Raw genomic sequence first — 8,253 nt, 5'->3', positions numbered from 1 at the left:
CAGGCCTCCACCTGCTCGGGGTAGAGCCCACGCTCGCGGCAATAGGCGCTGAGTTCGGCCTCGTTCATCGGGGCCGTCTCCAGGACGATCTGGAATTTCTCCTGGCTGGTCCACTGGTCGGGCTCGTTCGAACGTGATGGCAAAACCTGTCCTCGTGCTCTGGCCTGTTTCCGCCAATTGTAGAGGGTTGTCGCGGTGATGCCTTCCTGCTCGGCCAGTTCCGGGATGGTTATGCTCATCGGCGGCGCCATCTTCTTGAGGATGGCTTCCTTACGCTCTGCGGGGTAACGCATGTTGATCACCTCTCAATCCGTTTAGGTGACAACTACGTTGACGCATAGGGCTCCTCACCCAGCGAATAGTCGAGACCGCTGGCATCGTCGTTGGCGATGATAGGCAGGCAGTCGGTGCAGACCATAAAGTCGTCGTCGATGACTTCCACCATGCTGCTACTCCTCAACCTGCTCGACGCCAACCGTCTTGCCTGCCCCCACCTCGTAGCCGCTGACCAGCACGTAGCGGCTGCCGGGGCGGTGGTCTGCCCACTTGCCGCGATAGTAGCGTGCATCGCGCAGCTGCCGCCAGTAGGGCGACACCGAGTGCGGGGCGGTCATGGCCAGCTTGAGCTCTCGGTCCTCGCGGTCGACGCCCACCTGGGCAAAGGGCACGCCTTTCCTGCCCTCGGGGTGCTTGTTCTTCATCCACGCTGGCACCCCGCTCGACTGCGCCTCAGGATAGGCGGAGAGGTACATGCCCAGCGACAGCACGTAGCGCACTACGTCGCGAAGGATCATGCCCTCCTCGTCGGCCAGCGGGGCGGCGCGGCCGCCAGCATGCTCGATGGCTTCGCGGTTGATGAAGTCGCTGATCTGCGATGGCTTAAAGGCGCCTCGCAGCATGGTGGGGTTCTCGCTCGGCCTGTCGTCGAACGGATTGTGGATGGCCACCATCAGCCACGGCTCGCCGATGCCGCGCATGTCGACCCCGTTGGGGTTGCCGTGGCCACCCAGGAAGGCCTCGTAGCGGCTGGGCAGCGTGGTCGAGTCCACCCAGGTCACTAGAGCCCCGTCCACCGGGTGGCCGTGGAAGGTCTGCGCGGTGGGGAAGGACAATGTGCTGAACTCCCAGGGCCACGACCAGGCATCGCCCTGCACCTTGCTGAGTTTCACCGTCTGCAGCCACTGCGACAACGACGGCTCCGGTACCACTACCCTGCCCTCGCGGACGTGGTGCCACTCGAGCATCAGCACCTCGCCGTTGATCGACAGCGCGAGTTCCTGATCCTGCAGCATGCTCTCGAACAGCTCGGCCTCGACCCTGGGCTTCTTGGGCAGGCCCATCATCTTCATCACCGAGCGCACGTAGCGGCGGGTGAAGCTGGGGTAGTGGCGGTAGGTGGTCGGATACATTGGCGTCTCATCGAGGCGTGAGCGATGGCGTCAGGGTACACCACCACCAGGCCTTGGCAATGACGCAGACGCCGGCGAAGCCGGGGGCGGGTTGGGAGCGGCGCCAGATTATGCGACGTCAACTACTTTGACCGGTCGGCCAGAGTAATTGTCGCTCTATAGCCAGATAGCACGTGTCCGCGGCGAGGGTGGCACGAAGTATAAGTGGGTTACCGCTGATAATTCTTTTTCGGCTTCAGCAACGACTTTCAGGCCGCCTTGAGTAGCTAATAAAACCTAGCAGGCGGGTTAACCGCCTGCTAGGGAAAAATCAAGCCAATTTTTCAAAACCAGTTATATATTTTTATGTTATCCGAAGTCACCCACAAGCCTGATGACTCAGGAATATACACTTTTCCCAACCAAATCCAGCAGCTTGGCAAAGTCAGTCACCACGTCATACTTCACCTTGTCCTCTATTACCTGCTGACTAATCTTATCGAAGAATTTGCGCGCACACTCTATCTTGGTTTTCTCGATCTCGCGCAGTTTCATGGACGACATAGTGCCCTTGGTTTCGGCGACGAAGTAGATGTGCTTCACGCTACCAGCCCGGAAGGAAATTGCCCAGTCCGGGTTGTAGTCGCCCACTGGGGTAGGAATCAGGAAGCCTCGCGGCAGTTTAGCATAGACCACCACTTCACTGCTGATATCCAGCTCTTGGACAAATCGGCGCTCGACATCCGAATCGGTAATGGCGTAGTCGTGGACGTGATTCTTTAGCTTCTGTGTAGCGCGAGAGAAGTCCTGACCGACCTGATTGTCGGTGAAAATATCCACGTCGTAGCGCTCATCGACTTCATCATATGCCAGACGTTCGATCACCATGGCGGCTTTCTGCTCGGTGATCAGCCGTGATGCCTCGGCAATGAAGTGCTCCGGGTTCTGCCGGAACTGATTGAACACAGCCGGCTTTAACCCCTGCAGAATCCTGGCGGTAGTCTGGCGGGTCAGGTGGGCATTCTCGGCCACCTTTCCCAAAAGGTCATACCGGACCAGAGAGTGGATAGAGCCACCCGATTCGGTTTTGGTCTCTTCAACCTTGAAGCCGTCCCCTTTGATCAGTTGTTCGTCGGTCAAGCCATCCTGCTGAATGCCTTTCTGGACAGTGTATTGCAATGGGGTTACGCGCAGGCTCTTGTCCAGTGCTGCGATACATTTTCTCACCAGCTCATTCGAGTCAAAATCGACGCGATACACCGCCTTGCGATTGATGCGCTGCCACAGCGCCTGGAATTCCTTCTTGTCAAAATTGGCATTGAGCGGGTTGGTTTTCGGCTTTCGACCATCCTGTATCTCCGGAAGTTGAGCTTCACTGAACACCGTGTCAATCAAGTCGAACACTTGGTCAGCATAGGGCTTCAGGTCGTCTGGAAGCTCGGCCAATTCTCCAGCATCTTTAGCCTCATGATACTTATCCAAAATATTTTTTTGTCGGTCTACATATCCATTTTGGACCAGGTAATATTCAATTCCTGAGCCCATATCTTCGTTAACTTCCAGTTGGCCTTGCTCAGTAACAAGCACTTTGCCAGTAAAAAAGGCAGCCGTAGCTTGCCGTGGGCGAGCACTCAGAGTTTCGCTGATCTCCTGCTGAAGACCTGCCACGAAGTTTTTATAGCTCTCACTGGCAATCACCGTCAGTACGTTGATGCTGTGCACCACCGCCGGGTTATCCATGCGGTCACCGTACTGGTCTACTGACAAACGCAAGCCGCGCCCCACCTCCTGGCGGCGGGAGATGGTGTTGTCACTGTGCTTGAGCATGCACATGACGAAGACATTGGGGTTATCCCAGCCCTCGCGCAGGGCCGAGTGGGAGAAGATAAACCTTACCTTTCGTTTGGCACTGGTTTCCGCATCATCTGAAGCCCTATGAAGCGACAACAGACTCTCCTTGTCCTTCAAAATCAGATCGTAGGCATCAACGTCTTGAGACACAGCAACGCGGCGTCCAGTCTCGGCATCCTTTTCCTGTTTGATAGCCCCATCAATGTCCCGCCCGGTCTTTTTGTCGATGGAGAAGTAACCGTTGTGCGTGTCTGCCGGGTCAATATCGTGCAGATATTTCCTGTAAGCCTCGTTATCGATGGCCATCTCGGACAGGTATTCGTCTTTCAGTAGCTGATATTCCTGCTCGAAGATGCGCGCATACTCACCCTTCTCATTGGGCTGATCGTAGTCGCGATACTTGGCTACCTCGTCGATAAAAAACAGCGACAGCACTTTGATGCCCTGGCCAAACAACTGCTTCTCGCGGTCCAGGTGGGCCTTGATGGTCTCGCGGATCTGGATGCGGCGAATGTCGCGCTCGGAAACGTCACCGCTGGCTTCACCGGCTTTCAGTACCAGCCCGTTAGTAAACTCCACGGTGTCGGTGGTGGCGTCGATCTGGCTGATGGTGAAGCCATCGCGGTACTGGTCCAACTCGCCTGACTCCGCAAACAAATCATCCCGGAACTGCAGGCGGCGCAGCTGACGTTTGATCTCACCAGACTTGAGCTTCACTTCCAGCTCGATGCGTGCCACCGGGGCCTGCCTGGAGATGTCGATGCCTTCCAGATACAAGTAGGCATTGGTTCCGGCGAGACCACGGGTCTGGATGCCGCGCACGGCTATCTTCTTCACCAGCTTCTGATTATAGGCATCCAGTGCATCCAGGCGGTGAATCCGGTTGTGCTGGGTACGGTGGGTGGCCGAGTAGCGCAGAATCATCAGCGGTTTGAACCGCGGTAAGGCCTCCATAGTGGCTTTGCCCTCCATCTTCTGCGGTTCATCGAGAATCAGAATCGGCCGGTTGGCGGCAATCACATCAATCGGCTTGCGCGACTGGAAGTCATCCAGCTCGTCATAGATACGCCGGTTATCCGCTCCACGGGCATTGAACGCCTGGATATTCATCACCATCACGTTGATGCCAGCGTCGGACGAAAAACTCTCCAGCTCATGCAGCCGCTTGGAGTTGTAGATAAAAAATCGCGCCTTCTTGCCGTAGCTTTCGGTAAAGTGCTCCGCCGTAATCTGCAGGGACTTAAACACCCCTTCACGGATGGCGATGGAGGGCACCATGATGATGAACTTGCTCCAGCCATAGCGCTTGTTCATCTCGAAAATAGACTTGATGTAGCAGTAGGTCTTGCCGGTGCCGGTCTCCATCTCCACATCCAGGTGGATGCATGTGGCTGCCAGGGCGTCCTTTTTGTAGGCTGCCTTGACCGGCACACGGTTGCCCTTGTTGTCGTAGGTGGTGAATTCGGTTAGTGACGTTGCAACCGGCAGGTTCTGGCGGCGCTGGACGGCCTGGATGTTCTCCAGCACCTGGGCTTCGCTGAGTGCCAGGTCAGCGTTCTTGAAGCCCTCTTCGTCAAAGGCTCTGGCCTGTGAACGCTGGCCAGGATCGATCCTGTAGGTCAGGCCATCGAGCAGAGGTTGACCGGCAAAGCAGTCCACCACGGACTCTACGGCATGGGTCTGGTAGGCTTGAGTTTTAAACTTCAGCTTCATGGCAATCTCTTTCTGCATTCTTTCTGCATATGCACGGAATGACCTGCTTGCAGAAAGTCGTATGTGTTTGATTCTTATAGGACATGACTGGCTTGTGGCACTCTACTCATTCTGCAAGCTTCCATTCAGGCTTGCCTCGAGAGCCCGCATTAAGAATGCGTCCGCGTCGCCTCAGTTTGGTCAATAGGTTGCCGATCTTGCGCTGCTTCTGATCCGGGGTCAGTGCATCGCTAAGCTTGTCGACCAGCAATTTGTCGATGTCGGCACGGCTGGCCTGACCTGACTGTTGCAGATAGTCGGTGATCAGCTTGGCGTAAAACTCATCGTCTTGGGCGCGGGTACGGATGTAGTCCGCCATGTTCCCTGTTGCCTTGGCCACACTGGCTGACACATGGAACCGAGGCTTACGTCCCTCAATCAGCCCCGCGCGCTTCAAACGGCTCACCGCCTCGTCTGGAATCGGCAGCTTTTTCTGCACCCGGTCCAGGGCCAGCACATCTGCCAGCGGAAGGTCTGTCTTCTGAATCAGCAACCGGCTATAAGCCGGGTCCACCACGCTGCCGTAGATGGTCAGCCTAACCGCCCCGGACTCTGCCAGGTCGTAGTCCGGCATGGGGAAGTACCGCTTCGCCTGGCGGGCGTACATATCGTGAATGCCGTATCCCATTGTGTCGATCATATTCAGCTCGGCCATGGCCTGGGCCAGGAAGGGGTTACGGTAGCGGCGCGGTATACGATTGCCTTCCAGATAGTCACTTGGTGCACCATCGAAAAAATTGCCCTCGTTTTCAAATACCAGGCGGTCGGGCTGCTCTATCACTACCACCCGACCGTCGCGAGTGTAGTCTTGGTGGGCAATGCAGTTATGCAGAGCCTCCAACACAATCTTCTGATCGTACTTGGAGACCTCAATGGGCAGCAGCTCATCCTGAGGTAATAAGCGCAGTTGGATGTTGCGAATGCGCTGATACAGCTGGGTTGTGGTCAACAGAAACGGCGGTGCAAAGTGCTGGTAGGCCCGTTCGGCTCCCTCCAGCTTCCAGGTCAACTGTGCCGGGTGGGGTGACAGGTGCCAGACCGACTCGGGCTTACCTAGCAGCAACAACGCTGTGCGGGTGACCCGGCCGCTCTGGGTGAGTCGTGCCCGGTCCAGGAAGGTCGTCAATGGCCAGCCCATGACTTCATCGGCACTGAAGCGGTTGGCATACTTCTGGGCAAAGGCTTCCCGTGCCCTAGCCAGCGCCGCCTCGTCTAGGTCGGCCAGGCTGGCAGCCGGCACCAGTTGCGCGCTCCAGTCCTGCGCCAGGGTCTGCTGACGAATCTCGTCCAGCTTGTCCAGGCCCAGGGAGCCCAGGCTTTCACCTGCACGGGCGTGATAGTGCCCCTTCCAAGCAATGGGGATGCCCCGCGGCGCTGCGGGAATCTCAAACAGCAACACCCGTCTGTCTGCATGCTGCAATTCATGGATGTCTCGGTAGGTGACGCTGGGCTCGGTGCCTTGCGCCACCTGCTGCTTCAGACCATGCATACGCTCCGGCTCTTCCCGGTAGTTGGTGCCCACCACGCCACGGGTTTTGTTGCTAACACCAAAGACCAGCCAGGCACGCTCCTGCCCGCGCAGATTGGCTTCGTTGCTGAGGGCCGAAAAGTACTCACCAATCTTGTTGGTGTCGTAATCGTTTCCGGCCTGCTTGAACTCCACTATCTCGTTTTCCCAGGTGCTGATCAGGGCCTCAAGCAACGCATTCAGGGCTGGCTGGTCCATGCCACGACTCCTCAGAGGCTTCTGACTTCAGTGCTGGGCGATAGCTGGCGGAAGATCTGTTCGACGTTGATCTTCACTGCGTCTGAGACAAAGCCGTTGTCGCGGAACACAACACGCAGCGGCTCATGCCTGGCCAGCTCCTTGACCAGATCCTCGGTGATGCCTATATCAAAGCAGGCCACCAGTGCATTGTCGTCGACGAAGAACACTGTTTTGCCCTGCAGGGGTTCGCTGCGAATCGGCAGTGTGAGATCAACACCCCAATCCACCAGCACCTGGAATAGCAGATCCTCCGGCACGCGATCGGGTTTGACGTTGTCCACCGCCTCCAGCAAGTCGCCCTGGGACAGTTCGTCGGGGCGGTAGTAGATATCCTTCATATTCGAGGTGTCGATTTTGAGCACGCGGAAGCCGACATCGCGGTTCCAATCTGGATGACAGTCGCCTTTTAGCACGTTCATTCCGACTCGTCGTATACGCTCTTTGCCTAAATCAGCAATAGTCTTGTATCCTGCCTTGAATGCCTCAGAAGTTTCGTCGCACCTTTCTGGAAGCTGCACCATAATAAACTTTCGGTTACCTCCATCCTGAGAGTTAAGGGATATAACGCCATGCGCGGTAGTCGAGGAGCCAGAGAAAAAATCAAGTACTGTACAAGAAGGATCAAATCTGCAAACCGCTAAAATCAACTTTGCTATAAGCTTGGATGGTTTTGGGAAGCTCATAAGACTTTGCGAACCAAGTATCGAATGCAGCTCGTCAAAACCGTCCTCATTCGTACCCCAGCCATCCGAGAATAAGTCGTCCGAAAAAACAAATTCAAATCCTGTCGACTCATCACCTTTCATAGGGAGTAGATCCTTTAACATCTTCTTGCGGGGCTCACTCACAACTCGGCGAAAGTAGAGGTCTTGTGTCACATAGAGACTTTTGTTTTCAGCGTAAACATCAAGAAGCTCTTGCGAGTAAATCCAATTGCTATCGACCTTCACATCCTCCGATAGCACGCCATCCTTAATAACAAGATCAGACAAAAGGATCATTTCCATGTTGCCAGAGCTAATTCTATTTCCTGCCGCTAGACGATAATTTTTCTCCCTGTACTTGCTGGGTATACCCTTTTTAACAACCCTCACCCCCCGAGAGTTGGTGGTTTTTATTACGGGGTAAGTTTCTTCACCTCTCGCAATCTGTCCCACAAGGCCTTGAAAGGAACTTATGTTCCTTGCATAAGAAACCACATACTCCTTGACATTAGTTGACACCCCAGAAAGAAAAGCCCCCTTCTTTTTCTTTTCCCAAACGAGCTGAGCGACAAAGTTTTTTTCTCCAAATACTTCATCGAGTACCTTTCTAAGGTTTTGGCATTCGCCATCATGAATACTGATCATGATAACGCCGTCCTCGCTGAGGAGTTTTCTCGCTATGCTCAAGCGAGAGTAGATTGATCTTGCCCAGCAGCAGTGGACACCTCGTTAAGACAGTACACTGAGACGAGGTGACCCATGGCAAGGCAAGCAGCTTCGATGAAGAAGA

At 55.4% G+C, this 8,253-nt stretch carries 5 protein-coding genes; all 5 read right to left on the bottom strand.

Annotation, left to right across the window (positions count from 1 at the left end; genetic code table 11):
* The coding region (locus BLP96_RS19600; protein ID WP_143005156.1) for a transposase at positions 1-293 on the bottom strand (293 nt) is incomplete at its 3' end.
* Positions 294-449: 156 nt separating this feature from the next.
* The gene (locus tag BLP96_RS19595; protein WP_089689216.1) at positions 450-1,409 is read right to left on the bottom strand and encodes a hypothetical protein; all 960 of its coding nucleotides are present in this window, start codon (positions 1,407-1,409) and stop codon (positions 450-452) included.
* Positions 1,410-1,787: 378 nt separating this feature from the next.
* Entirely contained in the window at positions 1,788-4,952 is a 3,165-nt protein-coding gene (locus BLP96_RS19590; protein WP_089689215.1) for a type III restriction-modification system endonuclease, read from the bottom strand.
* A 106-nt stretch (positions 4,953-5,058) separates the two neighbouring features.
* Positions 5,059-6,717 carry an RNA-binding domain-containing protein gene (locus tag BLP96_RS19585; protein WP_089689214.1) on the bottom strand — a complete coding sequence of 553 codons (1,659 nt, stop codon included), beginning with the start codon at positions 6,715-6,717 and terminating at the stop codon, positions 5,059-5,061.
* Positions 6,718-6,728: 11 nt separating this feature from the next.
* Positions 6,729-8,162 carry a DNA methyltransferase gene (locus BLP96_RS19580; protein WP_089689213.1) on the bottom strand — a complete coding sequence of 478 codons (1,434 nt, stop codon included), beginning with the start codon at positions 8,160-8,162 and terminating at the stop codon, positions 6,729-6,731.
* Between the last annotated feature and the right edge of the window lie 91 nt (positions 8,163-8,253).

It is taken from the genome of Billgrantia gudaonensis (assembly GCF_900100195.1).
GTDB lineage: Bacteria > Pseudomonadota > Gammaproteobacteria > Pseudomonadales > Halomonadaceae > Halomonas > Halomonas gudaonensis.
Note: the sequence above shows the minus strand (reverse complement) of the source record. Positions and strands in the feature narration are given on the sequence as shown.